Source organism: Jiella pacifica (assembly GCF_010500815.1).
Classification (GTDB): Bacteria; Pseudomonadota; Alphaproteobacteria; order Rhizobiales; family Rhizobiaceae; genus Jiella; species Jiella pacifica.
Genome location: NZ_JAAAMG010000029.1, coordinates 42504 through 56829, shown reverse-complemented (window position 1 = coordinate 56829; position 14326 = coordinate 42504). Strand labels below are relative to the sequence as shown.

At 66.8% G+C, this 14326-nt stretch carries 14 protein-coding genes; 10 read left to right on the top strand and 4 right to left on the bottom strand.

Annotated elements, in window-relative coordinates; genetic code table 11:
- Positions 1 to 202 precede the first annotated feature (202 nt).
- Positions 203 to 1822: a GMC family oxidoreductase gene (locus GTK09_RS23840; protein ID WP_163465909.1), complete on the bottom strand. Its 1620-nt coding sequence runs from the start codon at positions 1820 to 1822 to the stop codon at positions 203 to 205.
- A gap of 168 nt (positions 1823 to 1990) precedes the next feature.
- Here GTK09_RS23840 and GTK09_RS23835 point away from each other — a divergent pair, with 168 nt between their 5' ends.
- Both GTK09_RS23835 and GTK09_RS23830 read left to right on the top strand, forming a co-directional pair.
- Complete coding sequence (locus GTK09_RS23835) at positions 1991 to 2677, top strand: SOS response-associated peptidase (RefSeq protein ID WP_163465908.1); 687 nt, start codon at positions 1991 to 1993, stop codon at positions 2675 to 2677.
- A 106-nt stretch (positions 2678 to 2783) separates the two neighbouring features.
- Positions 2784 to 3398 carry a glutathione S-transferase family protein gene (locus GTK09_RS23830; protein WP_163465907.1) on the top strand — a complete coding sequence of 205 codons (615 nt, stop codon included), beginning with the start codon at positions 2784 to 2786 and terminating at the stop codon, positions 3396 to 3398.
- A gap of 114 nt (positions 3399 to 3512) precedes the next feature.
- On the opposite strand, the gene GTK09_RS23825 is transcribed toward GTK09_RS23830, so the two are convergent.
- A complete protein-coding gene (locus tag GTK09_RS23825; protein WP_163465906.1) occupies positions 3513 to 3878 on the bottom strand; it encodes a gamma-butyrobetaine hydroxylase family protein in 366 nt (121 codons plus the stop codon).
- A gap of 308 nt (positions 3879 to 4186) precedes the next feature.
- Between GTK09_RS23825 and moaA the strand changes: the two genes are divergently transcribed.
- Together moaA and GTK09_RS23815 are read left to right on the top strand one after the other, a co-directional pair.
- Positions 4187 to 5176 carry a GTP 3',8-cyclase MoaA gene (gene moaA, locus GTK09_RS23820; protein ID WP_163465914.1) on the top strand — a complete coding sequence of 330 codons (990 nt, stop codon included), beginning with the start codon at positions 4187 to 4189 and terminating at the stop codon, positions 5174 to 5176.
- Between the two features lies 1 nt (position 5177).
- Positions 5178 to 5660: a hypothetical protein gene (locus GTK09_RS23815; RefSeq protein ID WP_203561180.1), complete on the top strand. Its 483-nt coding sequence runs from the start codon at positions 5178 to 5180 to the stop codon at positions 5658 to 5660.
- A gap of 64 nt (positions 5661 to 5724) precedes the next feature.
- Here GTK09_RS23815 and GTK09_RS23810 read toward each other — a convergent pair whose 3' ends face one another.
- Positions 5725 to 6285: a hypothetical protein gene (locus tag GTK09_RS23810; protein ID WP_163465905.1), complete on the bottom strand. Its 561-nt coding sequence runs from the start codon at positions 6283 to 6285 to the stop codon at positions 5725 to 5727.
- Positions 6286 to 6372: 87 nt separating this feature from the next.
- The gene (locus GTK09_RS23805; RefSeq protein WP_163465904.1) at positions 6373 to 6936 is read right to left on the bottom strand and encodes a hypothetical protein; all 564 of its coding nucleotides are present in this window, start codon (positions 6934 to 6936) and stop codon (positions 6373 to 6375) included.
- Between the two features lie 310 nt (positions 6937 to 7246).
- On the opposite strand from GTK09_RS23805, the gene GTK09_RS23800 reads away from it, so the two are divergent.
- The 6 genes from GTK09_RS23800 (at position 7247) to GTK09_RS23775 (ending at position 14171) form a co-directional block, all read left to right on the top strand.
- Positions 7247 to 8461, top strand: a complete 1215-nt coding sequence (locus GTK09_RS23800; RefSeq protein ID WP_246218100.1) for a multidrug effflux MFS transporter — start codon at positions 7247 to 7249, stop codon at positions 8459 to 8461.
- Between the two features lie 11 nt (positions 8462 to 8472).
- On the top strand, positions 8473 to 9123 hold the full coding sequence (gene mobA / locus GTK09_RS23795; RefSeq protein ID WP_203561179.1) for a molybdenum cofactor guanylyltransferase: 651 nt from the start codon (positions 8473 to 8475) through the stop codon (positions 9121 to 9123).
- A gap of 172 nt (positions 9124 to 9295) precedes the next feature.
- Complete coding sequence (locus tag GTK09_RS23790; RefSeq protein ID WP_163465903.1) at positions 9296 to 10108, top strand: lysine/arginine/ornithine ABC transporter substrate-binding protein; 813 nt, start codon at positions 9296 to 9298, stop codon at positions 10106 to 10108.
- Between the two features lie 131 nt (positions 10109 to 10239).
- Positions 10240 to 10950, top strand: a complete 711-nt coding sequence (locus GTK09_RS23785; protein ID WP_163465902.1) for an ABC transporter permease — start codon at positions 10240 to 10242, stop codon at positions 10948 to 10950.
- A complete protein-coding gene (locus GTK09_RS23780; RefSeq protein ID WP_163465901.1) occupies positions 10947 to 11759 on the top strand; it encodes an ABC transporter permease in 813 nt (270 codons plus the stop codon). Before GTK09_RS23785 ends, GTK09_RS23780 begins: the two co-directional genes overlap by 4 nt.
- Before the next feature lie 147 nt (positions 11760 to 11906).
- Positions 11907 to 14171 carry a methyl-accepting chemotaxis protein gene (locus GTK09_RS23775; protein WP_163465900.1) on the top strand — a complete coding sequence of 755 codons (2265 nt, stop codon included), beginning with the start codon at positions 11907 to 11909 and terminating at the stop codon, positions 14169 to 14171.
- Positions 14172 to 14326 lie beyond the last annotated feature (155 nt).

Below are 14326 nucleotides of genomic sequence, written 5' to 3'. Positions count from 1 at the left end.
GGGAAGGGGCCATGCCAGGGTGCGGTCTGTCTTCTGGACGACCAGGATTCTCCCGGCCTCCTTCCCGCTTCCCACCATACATCAATTCGAACACACAGGATTCTCGGGACGGGGCCCGAGAATGACGCCGTGGTCAGGCTGAATGGCTGGAATTGCAGACGTTGATGGAACATGTCGCAATTCGCCTCGGAGCGGCCGGCCGTCACCGTCGCCCGGCATCCTCCAGCATCATCTCCGCCCCCTTGTCGGCGATCATGATGGTCGGAGAATTGGTGTTGCCCGAGGTGATCGCCGGCATCACCGAGGCGTCGATCACCCGCAGCCCCGCGATCCCGCGCACCCGCAGCCTGTCGTCGAGAACGGCCATCGCGTCGTCCTCCGTCCCCATCTTGGCGGTACCGACGGGATGGAAGATCGTCGTGCCGAGATCACCGGCGGCGACCAGCATTTCCTCTTCCGAGGCGACATGGGCGCCGGGTTTGTATTCCTCCGGCCGATAGGCCTCCATCGGCTTCTGGAAGACGATTTTTCGCGCCCATTTCAGGGAATCGACGGCAACGCGCCGGTCGGCTTCCGTCGACAGATAGTTCGGCCGGATGTCCGGCTGGTCCTCCGGCAAAGGTCCGGAGAGGTGGATCGAGCCGCGGCTGGTCGGGCGCAGATTACAGACGCTGGCGGTGAAGGCGCCGAAACGATGCAGGCCCTGGCCCCAGTCGTCGAGCGACAGCGGCTGGAAATGGAATTCCAGATTGGCGCTCTCGTATTCCGGCGAGGACTTGACGAAAGCGCCGACCTGACTCGGTGCCATGGTCAGCGGCCCCTTGCGAAACAGCGCGTAGTTGACACCCATCATCGCACGCGAAACGAGGTTCCAGTATTCGGTGTTCAGCGTCTTGATGCCGTTCACCTTATAGATCGGCCGGATCTGTAGATGGTCCTGCAGGTTCTCGCCGACCCCCGGCAGATGCTTCACGACGTCGATGCCATGGTCGGCGAGCCGCTCGCCATGGCCGATGCCGGAGCGCTCCAGAATCAGCGGCGAGCCGACGGCGCCAGCCGAAAGAACCGCCTCGCCGCGCACGCCCGCGCGATGCGTCGCGCCGTCCTTGCGGTAGACGACGGCGGTCACCCGGCCGTCGGTCAACTCGACCCGGTCGATTGAAACGCCGGTCTCGACCTTGAGATTGGGGCGTTTCAGCACCGGCTTCAGGAAGCCGCGTGCCGCGCTCCATCGCCGACCGCCCTTCTGGTTGACCTGAAAGTAGGACGACCCGGTATTGTCGCCGGTGTTGAAGTCGGGGATCTTCGGCACACCCGCAGCCTCCGCCGCGTCGCGGATACGGTCGAGGATGTCCCACTTCACCCGCGGGTGCTCGACCCGCCACTCGCCGCCGGTGCCGTGAAACTGGTTGCCGCCCTCGACGTGATCCTCGACCCGCTTGAACACCGGCAGAACGTCGTCCCAGCCCCAGCCCTTCAGGCCGAGCTGGCGCCAGTGGTCGTAGTCGGCGGCCTGGCCGCGCATATAGATCATCGCGTTGATCGCCGAGGAGCCGCCCAGCGTCTTGCCACGCGGATAGGCCAGCGAGCGGCCGTTCAGCCCTGCCTCCTCGGCGGTGCGGAACATCCAGTCGGCGCGCGGATTGCCGATGGCGAAGAGATAGCCGACCGGGATGTGAAACCAGATCCAGCCGTCCTTGCCGCCGCCCTCCAGCAAGAGCACCCGGTTCTTCGGATCTGCCGAAAGCCGGTTGGCGAGCACGCAGCCGGCCGAGCCCGCCCCGGCGACGACATAGTCGAAGGTCTCAATGCTTTCCGTCATGCTTCCTCCCCACCCAGCGAAATCTGTCGCATAGACCCCGCACCCTGCCAAGGCTAGGCGGCTCGGGAACGCGCCCCCGTCCTCGCTCCAGCTGAACCCGGTGCCCGAGGACTTGCCGAAGACGCGCCCGGGGGCGACTTTGGCCGGGACGAGCCGGAGCCAGACGCGATGTGCAACCTTTATTCCGTCACCAAGGGCCAGCAGGCGATCCGCGAGTTCACCCGGGCGATGGCCGACAGGACAGGCAACCTGCCGCCGCTGCCCGGCGTCTTTCCCGATTACGCCGCGCCGGTGGTGCGCAACGTCGAGGGCGAGCGGGAGCTGACGATGATGCGCTGGGGCATGCCCTCGCCGGCCTTCGTCCTGAAGAACCGCAAGGCCGATCCCGGCGTCACCAACATCCGCAACGTCAAGAGCCCGCACTGGCGCCGCTGGCTTTCGCCGGAGCATCGCTGCGTCGTCCCGTTCACCAGCTTTTCCGAATATGAGGACCGGGCCGGAAAGAAGGTGCCGGTCTGGTTCGCCCTGTCGCAAGACCGGCCGCTCGCCGTCTTTGCCGGCATCTGGACCGAATGGACCAGCGTCAGGAAGGTCAAGGAAGGGGAAGTGACCGCCGATCTCTTCGGCTTTCTCACCTCGGAGCCCAACGAGGAAGTCGGCCGCGTCCACCCCAAGGCGATGCCGGTGATCCTGACCGAACCCGGCGAGATCGACCTCTGGCTGTCGGCGCCCTGGGCGGAAGCCGCGATGCTCCAGCGGCCGCTCGCCGACGGGGCGCTGACCATCGTCGCGGAGGGAGCGAGGGAAGATGGCGCGGAGGCTGCGGCGGAGCCGGCTCAGCCGCGGCTGCTGTGAGCGCTCGCAGAACCCGCTATCCCTTGGCCGAGGCGTCGCAATGCTGACATGATGGCCGGTGCATAGCTGCCTGTCTATTCGCTTTTTGTTCCTCGGAGAGAACCTGATGCAAGGCCGTTTCAAGCTCTACTACAATCCCACGAGCCGCGCCGCGGTGGCGCGCTGGATGCTGGAGGAGGTCGGCGCCGACTACGAGCTCATCCCGATCGATTTCCAGAAGGGCGAGAACCGCACGCCGGAATTCCTCGCGATCAATCCGATGGGCAAGCTGCCGACGCTGATCCTGCCCGACGGCACCGTGATGACCGAGGCGGCGGCGATCCTCGCCCATCTCGCCGACTGCTTTCCCGCGGCAGGTCTCGCCCCGGCAGTGGGCACCAGCGAACGAGCCAGCTATTATCGCTGGCTGTTCTTCGGCCCCTCCTGCCTGGAACCCGCGGGGGTCGAGGCGATGATGCGCAAGGATGCCCCGCCGCTGCCGAAGATCGCGCTGGGCTGGGGCAGCTACGATGACGTCATCGACACGATCGAACGGCAGCTGGCAGAAGCTCCCTATGTCACCGGCGAAACCGTCACTGCCGCCGATATCGCCCTCGGCGCGACACTGCGGTATTTCACCATGTTCGGGGCGCCGCGTGTCACGGAGAGCGCCGTGATCCAGGGTTTCATCAGCCGGCTGACCGAGCGGGAGGCGTTCAAGCGCTCTCAGGCTCCGGCCTGAGGCTCTGCTAGCGAGCTAAATCCCACAGTTCCGGCAGCGACAGGCGACGTTGTCGGAGCCGTGCGGAGGAAGCGGACCGGCGATTGCCGGCCAGATTTCTGGACGTGCGGCGGCTTAGGCTTCGCGCCGCAGCCCCTTGGCCTTCATCTCGTCCAGATAGCCCTGCCAGCGCGCGTCCTTGTCGCGGCCGAGTTGCGACAGGTAGCTCCAGGAATAGAGCCCGGTGTCGTGGCCGTCGGCAAAGACGATCCGCACCGCGTAATGGCCGACCGGCTGGAGGTCGCGGATCGTCACGTCGATCTTGCCCGGGACGGTCTTGCGCTCGGCCTCCGAATGGCCGCGCACCTCGGCCGAGGGGGAGAGAACCCGCAGCATCTCGGCGGAAAATTCGTCCCGCGCGCCGTCCGGCCAGACGACGGTCAGCGTCCGGCGATCCTTCGAGACCTTCAGCTCGCTCGGGGCATCCACCTTGGCGTTCATTGTCGAAACCTCTCTGCGGCGACCCTGGCTGGAACGGTCACGGTCGCTTTTCCAATGGCTTGATCGGCCCCTGCGGCTTGACCCTGGCCCTGCGCAATTCCACATTCGACCGACGAAATGCAAGCATGTGGATCGATTTCGATGGAGTCTGGCGCCCTACGCGCCGGCCTCGACCGAAGGTCGCAAATCATCTTCGATCCACCTGACCACCCGCCGAAGGACGATTTTCGAACATGGCGATTGCCCGCGACATCATCGACCGTCCTGGAGCTGCGGCGGCTCCCGCCCGCCCGGCTCCGCTCGGTGAAATGATCGATCCGTTCGGCCGCGCGATCACCTATCTCAGGATTTCCGTCACCGACCGCTGCGATTTCCGCTGCGTCTACTGCATGGCGGAAGACATGACCTTCCTGCCGAAGCGCGATCTCCTGACGCTGGAAGAACTCGATCGGCTGTCGACCGCCTTCGTCGAAAAGGGTGTCCGCAAGCTGCGGCTGACCGGCGGCGAGCCGCTGGTAAGGCGCAACATCATGCATCTCATCCGCTCGCTGTCGCGCCATCTCCGGAGCGGCGCGCTCGACGAGCTGACGATCACCACCAACGGCTCGCAGCTGGAGCGTTTCGCTGGCGAACTCGCCGATTGCGGGGTGAAGCGCATCAACGTTTCGCTCGATACGCTCGACCCCGACAAGTTCAAGGCGATCACCCGCTGGGGCGATTTCGGCAAGGTGATGGCGGGGATCGACGCGGCGCAGGCGGCCGGCATCAAGATCAAGCTCAACGCCGTCGCCCTGAAGGGCTTCAACGACGACGAGATCCCGTCGATGCTCGAATGGGCCCATGGCCGGGGCATGGATCTGACGCTGATCGAGACGATGCCGCTCGGCGAGATCGACGGCGACCGCACCGACCAGTATCTGCCGCTTTCCGCCGTCAGGGCGGGACTGGCCGAGCGCTTCACTCTGACCGACATACCCTACAAGACCGGCGGGCCGGCCCGCTATGTCGAGGTGAAGGAAACCGGCGGCCGGCTCGGCTTCATCACTCCGCTCACCCACAATTTCTGCGAAAGCTGCAACCGCGTCCGGCTGACCTGCACCGGCACCCTCTACATGTGCCTCGGCCAGGAGGACGCAGCCGACCTCAGGGCGCCGCTCAGAGCGTCCGAGGGCAACGAACTCCTGTCGAACGCCATCGACGAGGCCATCGGCAGGAAACCGAAGGGACACGACTTCATTATCGATCGAGAGACGCGCAAACCCGCCGTCTCGCGACATATGAGCGTGACCGGAGGATAACATGCGCAACCATCGAAGCCTTTCCATCGCGGCAGCCGGAGGCCTTGCCGCGACGATCTTTTGCGGCCCGGTCCTGGCAGACCAGGTGACCTACAAGAACGAGCGCTTCGGCACCAAGGCGAGCTTTCCGTCCGAGGCGTTTCCGCAAAAGCTGCCGGCGCCCGTGGAAGGCGACGGCCTCGCCTGGGCATCGCCGGACGGCGCGCAGATCTTCATCTATGCCCGCGAAAACGCCGGCGACGAGACGCCGAAATCCGTCATCCGCGCCCGCGGCCGAACGGACGACGTCACCTATGACGCCTCGGGCCGCCGCTGGGCCGTGGTCTCGGGCTATCGCGACGGCAAGATCTTCTACGAGCGCTACATCTTCCGCGGCAATCTCATCCATTCGGTGGCGATCCGCTACCCGGAGGACGAGCGTGCCACTTACGACAAGCTGGTCGGCCCAGTGACGATGACGCTGAAGGGCCCGGCCGGCAGCTGATCTTTCGGCCGTGGCACTCGGCAGAACGGGCCCGGCACCCAGGGCTTTTTCCGCCGTAAGAGGCTCAGGCGCTCTCCAGCGCCCGATAAGCCTGCAGCGCGGCGCGCAGATTGGCCTGGGCCTGCGAGAGTTCCTTGTCCGCTGCCGTCGAGGCGGTGGGCGACGGGTTCGGCTTCCCCGCGCCCGAGGGCGTTCCCAGGAGGTCGACCGTCCCGGTCCGCTCGGCGAGCGCCGCGAGGAGACGCTTGCTGCGCCAGTTCTCTTGGGTTTCGAGCGCGGCCTGGCGGAACCGTTCGCGCTCCGCATCGGGCACGGCGCCAAGAGCCGCGGTCGTCCCGCGGGATCGGGCATCGTCGGCGAGGCTCTGCGTCGAAAGAGCGGCCGCGGCACTGGCGACATCGGCCTGCTTGGACTGCGACGCGCGCGGGTCGAGCTTCAGATCGACGACCGCCGCCAGCACCCGGTCGCTCGGCGTGGTGGCTCTCACCTCGACCGTTGGGGCTGCGGGCGGCGCCGACGCGGGGGGAGCAGGCTCGGGAACGGCGTTCTTCGCCAGCCGCTCCTGCACCAGCTTCAAAATGGCGCGCGCCAGGAATTTCAAGATCGACGATAGATCGAAGCTCACCCGTCTTTCCTCCCTCTGCCCTGGCCGTTCCCCGGCGCTGCCGAGCATCCGCCGAGGGGCGGCTTCCCCTGTCCTACGACGCCGCTCCTACGATGCCTTCTTCGGCAGCCAGGGCCGCACGTCGCTGCGTTTCGCCAATCCGGGTTGCGCCTCCGCCGGGCGTTCGGCCCGACCCAGCGCCTCGATGAATTCGCGGATCTCGTCCCAATTCCGCTCGCTCTCACGCGCCACGGCAGGAAGCCACGGCTGCCCGTCCGACGCCTTCGGCGCAGGCAGCGCACTTCGCACCGGCAATGACGCCTTGAGCGCCGCTGACAGCGGCGTGGCGTCGGCGTCGGCGGGGCCTGGCGCCTCGTTCGTCTTGCGGCGCCGGGTCTCTTCTGCCGACATCAGCGCGTCGAGCGCCCGGCCGATACCGGAAACGGCACCGGGTGCGCCGCCCGTGACCGGCGGACCGTCGAGCCGCATCGCGGCGGCGGCGAGGCTTTCCTTATCGTCATCGGGACCATCAAGCGGACCCACTGCCCCGCCGCGATGCCGGTCGTCGCTGCGTCGATGCCGACGCAAGGGGTCGTCCGGATCGAACGGAAGCTTGCGATGGGCGGAATATCCGCCGAGAAGGGCGGTGACCGCCGAAAAGTCGAATCCCATCTGCCCTTCTCCAGCCGCGCTGAAGCAAGAACTCTGCGAAGCATCGACTGAGTATTTCTTTCCACACGAAGGACGTTTTTAACGAAGTGCCGGAATCGGTGCGATTCTCGCGCGATCGTGACCATCTCGCCTGGCTCTGAACGCGGCGAGAGCCCAATCTGGCCAAGCACCCCTGCAGGAGATGGCCGCGCAGCGGCCACGCTCTGCGCACCCTTGCCAGGCCGGCGTCGGGGGCCATCTTCCGCTGCGACCGAACCGCTGGCGCCCTGTCGCCGCAAACCTCGAAGAGACAGGCGCGACGATCCCCGACATGGCAATTCATCGCGAGACGCAGTCCCCCGTCGCGGCCGCGGCGACACGCCGGCCGATGCTCGTGACGCTGATCGTCGCCTCGGCCCTCTCGCCGCTCGCCATCAATATCTTCATCCCGTCGATGGCCTCGATTGCCCGTGATCTCCTGGCGGAAGAGGCGATCGTCGGCCTCGGCCTGTCGCTCTATCTCGCCGCTACGGCGTTGATCCAGCTCGTCGCCGGGCCGCTGTCCGATCGCTATGGCCGCCGGCCGGTGATCATCGGCGGCATGGTGCTGTTCATGGTGGGCACCGGGATGTGCCTCGCCGCCGAGGAGGTCTGGCTGTTTCTCGCCGGCCGCGTCGTGCAGGCGGCGAGCGCCACCGGCATCGCTTTGTCGCGGGCGATCGTCCGCGACGTCTTCGAGCGCGAGCGTGCCGCAGCGATGATCGGCTACGTCACCATGGGCCTTGCCGTCGCGCCGATGCTCGGACCGCTGATCGGCGGCTCGATCGACACGGCCTTCGGCTGGCGTTGGGTGTTCTGGCTGCTGGCCGCGATCGGCGTCGTCACGATCGGCCTTCTCCTCGCCGATCTGTCGGAAACCAATGCCGACCGCGGCAAGCCGATGCGCGACCAGTTCAAGAACTACGGCGCGCTGCTGGGCGCCGGCTCGTTCTGGAGCTACGCGCTCGTCTCGGCGCTGATCTCGGCGGTGTTTTTCGCCTTTCTCGGCGGCGCCCCCTTCGTCGCAGTAAACATTCTGCACATGACGCCGGCCGAATACGGCCTGTGGTTCGGGCTGTGCGCCGCGGGCTACATCCTCGGCAACTTCATGACCGCCCAACTGTCCGAGCGGCTCGGCATCAAGACGCTGATGGTGGCGGGAAGCGCCATCTCGATGTCGGCGGCGCTCCTCTCCCTCGCCTTCATCGTCGTCGGATGGCTGACGCCCGCGACGGTGTTCGCGCCGATGTTCCTCGTCGGCATCGGCAACGGCCTGGCGACCCCCACCTCGACGGCCGGCGGCGTCAGCGTCGTCCCCCACGCCGCGGGCGCGGCGGCGGGCATGCTGGGCGCGCTGCAGATCGGCACCGGGGCGCTCGCCTCCTTCGCCGCCTCGCTGGTCGCCACCCGCCATGGCGGCCCGATCGGCCTGTTCGCGCTGATGGCCGCCTTCGGGCTCGGCTCGCTCATCGTCGCCATGGCGGCGCGGCGGGTCCGCAACGCTTGACGGGGGAAACGGTGACCGGTCCGAACAAGCCGGCCGGCCTCATCCTCGCCGGCGGACGGGGCAGCCGCATGGGCGGCGGCATTCCCAAGCCCCTCGTCGAACTCGCCGGCCGGCCGCTGATCGCCCATGTGATCGACAGGCTGTCGGCGCACGCGGCTCCACTCCTCCTCGCGGCGCCTCCCGGCCAGCGTTTCGAGTGTTTCGGCCTCGCGCTCGCGCCGGACCGCAGGCCCGGCCTCTTGGGTCCGCTGGCCGGCATCGAGGCGGGGCTGCTGACGCTGGTCGAGAGAAACGGCGGCCCGTCCGCCGAAGACGGAGCGCGGCAACTCGTCGTCGCGCCAGGCGACACGCCGTTTCTGCCGGGCGATCTCGTCCCGACCCTGCAATCTGCGGCCGGAGACCGGCCGGTGATCGCCTCTTTCGCGGGCCGGCCGCAGCCGGCGGCAAGCCTCTGGCCGCTGACGGTCCTCGCCGATCTCGGCCGCTGGCTCGACTCAGGCCGGCCGCTGGCGATTCGCGCCTTCCTGGAGGCGACCGGCTATCGCGAAGTGGCGATAGAGCCCGCTCCCGGCGCTCCCGGCGGGGATCCGTTCTTCAACGTCAACACCCCGGATGATCTCGCCCGTGCCGCGGCTTTCCTCTCGAAGGAAACCGATCAGTGAGCGGCTCGGCGCGGCCGGCGACGGTCGAGAAACGTTCATCGATCACCCGGGAGTTGCTTTCGGCTTTCGAAAAATGCCAGCATGCCTTTCGACGAAGCATGCTCAATCGCGCGGCATCAAGGCCGCCGGTGGGCCAATGAACAGACATTTCCTGACGACAAAGAGGTCTTCCATGCGTCTTGCTCCATCACTCGCTCTCGCCGCCGCGCTCTCGGCGCTGTTCGCCGGATCGGCCGTCGCTCAGGAGAGCGACGCCGACAAGGACTGGTCGAAGGTCGTGATCGGCACCGAAGGAGCCTACCCACCCTTCAACTTCCTCGACGCCGCGGGCGAACTCAAGGGCTTCGACGTCGACATCGCCAAGGCCTTGTGCGCCCAGATGAAGGTCGAATGTACCTTCGTGACGCAGGATTGGGACGGCATGATCCCGGCCCTGCAGAACGGCAATTTCGACGCCATCGTCGCCTCCATGTCGATCACGCCGGAGCGTGAGGAGCAGATCGCCTTCACCAGCAAATACTACCAGACGCCCCCCGCCGTCGCCGTGCCGAAGGACTCGGAGATCACCGAGGCGACCGACGCGGCGCTGTCCGGCAAGGCGGTCGGCGCGCAGGTCTCGACCACTCACGCCCAGGCGGCCGCCGCACTGTTCCCCGACGCGGACATCCGCCAGTATCCGACCGCCGAGGAATACAAGCTCGACATCGAGAACGGCCGCCTCGACGCCGTAGTCGACGACGTTGTGGTGCTCGACGAGTGGCTGAAGAGCGACGCCGGCGCCTGCTGCAAGCTGCTGTCCACCCTGCCGGCCGACCCCGCCATCTACGGCAAGGGCATCGGCATCGGCCTCAGGAAGGGCGACGACAAGCTGAAGAAGATGCTCGACGACGCCATCGTGGCGATCCGCGAGGACGGAACTTACGACAAGATCCAGAAGACGTATTTCGACTTCGACGTCTATGGCGAAACGCCGGCCGCTCAGTGAGGCGAGACGCACGATAGAAGACGAAAAGGGTCGCCGGCTTCGTCTCCGGCGGCCCTTTTCGGCATGAGACAGGGATATCCAGACCATCCCCGTGACCGCGGCAGCGAACGGATCGTCCACCAACGGATCGCATGAACGAATCCCTTACCCTTCTCGGTTTCGGATCGACCGGCTGGGGCGACGAACTCGCCACCGGCGTCGTCGTCACCGTCACATTGTCGCTCGCAACGCTACCGATCGGGCTCTGCCTCGGCTTCTTTCTGTCGCTGGCCAAGCAGTCGGACGACCGGCTGCTGAAGCTTTCGGCCGACATCTTCACGACGATCTTTCGCGGCCTGCCCGAGCTCCTGACCTTGTTTCTGGTCTATTTCGGCGTCAATGCCGGGCTGAAGTCCCTGTCGCAGGCGACCGGCCTGCCGGACATCGCGCTGTCGAGCTTCGTCTCCGGCATGGTGGCGCTCGGCGTCGTCTTCTCGGCCTTCGCCAGTGAAGTCTTCCTGTCCGCCTTCCGGGCGATCCCCCACGGCCAGCGAGAGGGCGGCATGGCTCTCGGCCTCGGCCGGACGAAGGTGATGCTCCTCGTCATCCTGCCGCAGCTGATCAAGATCGCGCTTCCTGGCCTCGGCAATCTGTGGATGAACCTTCTGAAGGATACGGCGCTGGTCTCGGTCATCGGCCTCGCCGACATCCTGCGCCAGGCGCAGATCGCCGCCCGGGTGTCGCGCGAGCCGTTCCTGTTCTTCGGCACCGCGATCGTCCTCTATCTCGTCCTGACGATCCTCTCCTCTTTCGTGATCGGCGGCATCGACCGCTGGACCAAGCGCGGCGAGGTGGCGAGATGAGCGGCAACGGGCCTTCCCTCGCCGCGCCGGCGCCACCGCCGCAGAAGCCGAAGATCGCCGGCATGATCGCCATCGGCGTGTGGATCGCGTTCGCCATCGCCTTCGTGATCTATTTCGCGAAGGCCTTCGACACGACGCTGATCGCGCGCTTCGGCTGGTCCTATCTCAGCGGCCTGTGGGTGACGGTTTCCCTCGTCGCGGTCTCCTTCGTCCTCGGCGCCCTCGTCTCGCTGCCCGTCGCCCTCGGCCGGATGTCGGCCAATCCGATCGCCGGGGGCTCGGCCTTCGCCTTCGTCTATTTCTTCCGCGGCACGCCGCTGATCGCCCAGATCTTCCTCGTCTATTACGGCTTCGGCCAGTTCCACGACTTCTTCGAGGCGATCGGGATGTGGTGGTTCTTCCGCGAGGCCTGGTATTGCGGGCTCCTGTCGCTGGCGCTGAACACGGCCGCCTATCAGGCGGAGATCCTGCGCGGGGCGATCGAGAGCGTGCCCAAGGGCCAGTGGGAGGGCGGCCGCTCGCTCGGGCTTCCGGGCTCCGTCATCTTCTTCAAGGTGGTGCTCCCGCAGGCGATGATCGTCGCGCTGCGCCCCTATGCCAACGAGATCATCCTGATGATCAAGGCCTCGGCCATCGTCGCGATCATCACCGTCTACGATCTCTTCGGCGAAACGCGGCAGGCCTATTCGCGCACCTACGACTTCCAGACCTATGTCTGGGCGGCGCTCCTCTACCTTGCCCTCGTCGAGGCGCTGCGCCACGCCACCAACTGGGCCGAACGGCGGCTGACAGTGCATCTGAAGCGCTGACGCCGGCTCACGGGAGAGTCCGCCGCCCCCCCCCCGCTTTGCCCGGACGACGACGGTCCCCCTGCGACATTTTTGCGTAACGAGACGTTGTGGATTCATCAATTCGAAAGAGACTCTGGAAAGTATCGTTGGAAACGATAATCCTCCATGAGAAAAAATCACATGCGGCTCGGCTCTCTCTCGATCAAGGCGAAATTCGCCCTCCTCGTCGTCGGTGCGGCCCTCGTGGCCGGCACGGCCGTCGGGGCCCTCAGCTACCGGATCGGCAGGGACGGGCTGATCGAAGCCAGCCAGGCACGGCTCGCCATGGTCGCCAGCGTGCGAGCCGACGCCCTTTCGTCCTATCTGCGCCGGGCCGAAGAGGCGCTCGGCGAGGTCGCTCGCAACAATACGCTCGGCGAGACCATGGACGGGATGGACAATATCCTCGCCGCAGAGGGACCCAAGATCGCCGAGCACTTCCAGGATCCGAGCAAGTCCACCGAAGAGCGCATCGCCTATGAGGGCGAAAATTCCCGGCTGCTCTACGCGATGAAATACGGCCGGTTCCACGCCTCGCTCATCAATGCCCTGGCGAGCGCGCAGCTCGCTGACATCTATGTCGTCGCCCCCAATGGCACCGTGTCGTTCAGCGCCGCAAAAGGTCCCGAACTGCTGCGGAACGTCGCCGAGCTTGAAGGCGGGACCCTGGCCGACATCGTCGCGCGATCGGAAGCGGCCGGGCCGGACGATGTCGTCACGACGGGGCTGACCACCTATCCCGCCGCATCAGACGCCCGCTCGGCCTTCCTGGCCCGATCCCTAAACTTCAGCAACTGGGGCAAGAACGAGCGCCGCGGCACCATCGTCGTGCGCATCGCCGCGACCCGCCTCGATCAGGTGATCGCCCCGGCGACCGGCGCGAACGGGATCGACGAGGCCATGCTGCTCTCGCCCGCGGGCCGGATCGAAGCCGGCAAGAGCGGCGCCGCCTCGGCCGGCCTGCCCGAGACGTTGCAGACCGCGGCGCGCCAGGCTCGTGCCGGGGCGGCCTTTGCCGAGGTCGCGGGCCAAGGCGAGTTCTACGTCTGGCAACCCGTCGACGTTCTCGGAGAGACCATGCTCCTCGCCATCGGCGAAGACGAGGAGACGATGCTGGCCTCCGCCGACGATCTCGCCTGGTATGCGCTCGGAACGACGCTCGCCATCGTGCTCGCCATGGCGCTGATCGGCTTCCTCGTCTCGGCGCGCCTGACGCGCCCGCTGACCGATCTCGCCGGCCTGATGAACCGGCTGACCGACGGCGACAAGACCATCACCATCGACACGCTGGGCCGCAAGGACGAGATCGGCGCGATGAGCCGGGCGCTCGATTCCTTCAAGCGCAACGCCATCGAGAAGGACGAGATCGAAGCGGCCACTCTGGCCAAGGACCATCAGCTTGCAGAGGAGCGCGAGCAGACCAGCGCCGAGCGCGAGAGAAACGCCCGGGAACTCGAGCACACCGTGCGCGTCCTCGCCGACGGCATGAAGGCGCTGGCTGCGGGCCGGCTGGACACGCGGATCAGGACGCCCTTCCCCGCTGCGCTGGAGAGCCTGCGGCACGACTACAACCGTTCGCTGGAGCAGCTCTCGGCGACCATCCAGTCGATCAGCCAGGCGGCCACCCATGTGCGCCACGAATCCTTCGAGCTTCAGGAATCCTCCGGGGAGCTGTCCCGCCGCACGGAGCGCCAGGCGGCGACCCTCGAACAGACGGTCGCTTCGCTCGCCGAGACCAACGATTCGCTGCGCGGTTCGCTCGCCCGCTGCGACGACGCGGTGAAGACCACCGAACGCACGGTCGCCGATGCCGGCCGCTCGTCCGAGGTGGTCAGCCAGGCGATCAGCGCCATGGAGCGGATCGAAGCCTCGTCCAAGGAGATCGAGACGATCATCGGGGTGATCGACGAGATCGCTTTCCAGACCAATCTCCTCGCCCTGAACGCCGGCGTCGAGGCGGCGCGGGCGGGCGAAGCGGGCAAGGGCTTTGCGGTCGTCGCCCAGGAAGTGCGCGAACTCGCCCAGCGCTCCGCCAATGCCGCGGCCGAGATCGGCAAGCTGATCCAGCGCTCGACCCACGAGGTCGAGGGCGGCGTCTCGCTGGTCCGACGCACCGGCCAGTCGCTGAATGCGATCGAAAGCAACATCCAGACCGTCAATGCGGCGCTGGAAGGGATCGCCGAAACCTCCCGCGATCAGGCACGGCGCCTCGGCGAGATCAGCGTCGCGATGGGTGAGCTCGACCAGGTGACGCAGCAGAACGCGGCAATGGTCGAGCAGACCACCAACGCCATCCAGTCGCTGGCCGGGGAAGGCGACCGCCTCAACGGCCTGGTCGAAACCTTCACCCTTCCCGATGAGCGGGTCACATCCTTCGCCAGGGCGGCCTGATCCCGGAAGCATGCGCCTCCCGGCTCCGGATCGCGATCTTCGCCGAGCCGCCGGCTCGGCGAAGATCGGCATGGGTTCGACGGGTGGAGACGTCAGCGTCCTCGGCCGACGGATCGAGAGCCGCGCACGTCGCCTTTCCGCCGGACTTTCCGGCC

Excerpts from the sequence above, each read along its gene's own strand:
- GTK09_RS23840 (WP_163465909.1), bottom strand. The coding sequence starts at position 1,822 with ATGACGGAAAGCATTGAGACCTTCGACTATGTCGTCGCCGGGGCGGGC.
- GTK09_RS23835 (WP_163465908.1), top strand. The coding sequence starts at position 1,991 with ATGTGCAACCTTTATTCCGTCACCAAGGGCCAGCAGGCGATCCGCGAG.
- GTK09_RS23830 (WP_163465907.1), top strand. The coding sequence starts at position 2,784 with ATGCAAGGCCGTTTCAAGCTCTACTACAATCCCACGAGCCGCGCCGCG.
- GTK09_RS23825 (WP_163465906.1), bottom strand. The coding sequence starts at position 3,878 with ATGAACGCCAAGGTGGATGCCCCGAGCGAGCTGAAGGTCTCGAAGGAT.
- moaA (WP_163465914.1), top strand. The coding sequence starts at position 4,187 with ATGATCGATCCGTTCGGCCGCGCGATCACCTATCTCAGGATTTCCGTC.
- GTK09_RS23815 (WP_203561180.1), top strand. The coding sequence starts at position 5,178 with ATGCGCAACCATCGAAGCCTTTCCATCGCGGCAGCCGGAGGCCTTGCC.
- GTK09_RS23805 (WP_163465904.1), bottom strand. The coding sequence starts at position 6,936 with ATGGGATTCGACTTTTCGGCGGTCACCGCCCTTCTCGGCGGATATTCC.
- GTK09_RS23800 (WP_246218100.1), top strand. The coding sequence starts at position 7,247 with ATGGCAATTCATCGCGAGACGCAGTCCCCCGTCGCGGCCGCGGCGACA.
- GTK09_RS23790 (WP_163465903.1), top strand. The coding sequence starts at position 9,296 with ATGCGTCTTGCTCCATCACTCGCTCTCGCCGCCGCGCTCTCGGCGCTG.
- GTK09_RS23785 (WP_163465902.1), top strand. The coding sequence starts at position 10,240 with ATGAACGAATCCCTTACCCTTCTCGGTTTCGGATCGACCGGCTGGGGC.
- GTK09_RS23780 (WP_163465901.1), top strand. The coding sequence starts at position 10,947 with ATGAGCGGCAACGGGCCTTCCCTCGCCGCGCCGGCGCCACCGCCGCAG.
- GTK09_RS23775 (WP_163465900.1), top strand. The coding sequence starts at position 11,907 with ATGAGAAAAAATCACATGCGGCTCGGCTCTCTCTCGATCAAGGCGAAA.